This window comes from Burkholderia sp. A2 (genome assembly GCF_001729305.1).
GTDB lineage: Bacteria > Pseudomonadota > Gammaproteobacteria > Burkholderiales > Burkholderiaceae > Burkholderia > Burkholderia sola.
In genome coordinates this window covers 1-368 of record NZ_LZXX01000054.1, presented here as the reverse complement: position 1 = coordinate 368, position 368 = coordinate 1, and the positions used below count along the sequence as shown (strand labels likewise).

Sequence of the window (368 nt, the reverse complement as noted above, 5' to 3'; positions counted from 1 at the left end):
CGGCTGCAGCATCTGCGCGTTCTTGTTGCCGAGCAGGAATTCGAGCTGCCGATACTGGTACGACTGGAAGCCCGACGACTGGCCGAGATACGGCCGCATCGCCGAATACTCGGACGGCGTCATCGTCGACAGCACGTTCCACGCCTGCACCAGTTGCTCGAGGATGCGCGACACGCGCGCGAGCATCTTGAACGCGGGCGGCAGCGCGTCGGTGCGCACTGCATCGAGCGCACCGCGCAGCTCGAACAGCGCGAGCTTCATCCACAGCTCGCTCGTCTGATGCTGGATGATGAACAGCATCTCGTTGTGATCGGGCGACAGCGGATGCTGCGCGTCGAGGATCGAATTCAGCGACAGGTAGTCGCCGT

Annotated in this window: 1 protein-coding gene; it reads right to left on the bottom strand. The window is 63.3% G+C overall.

Features of this window, described 5'->3' with window-relative positions; all coding sequences use genetic code 11:
• A partial coding sequence (locus tag A9Z05_RS37525) for a tryptophan 2,3-dioxygenase (protein WP_256121841.1) occupies nt 1–368 on the bottom strand: 368 nt, incomplete at both ends.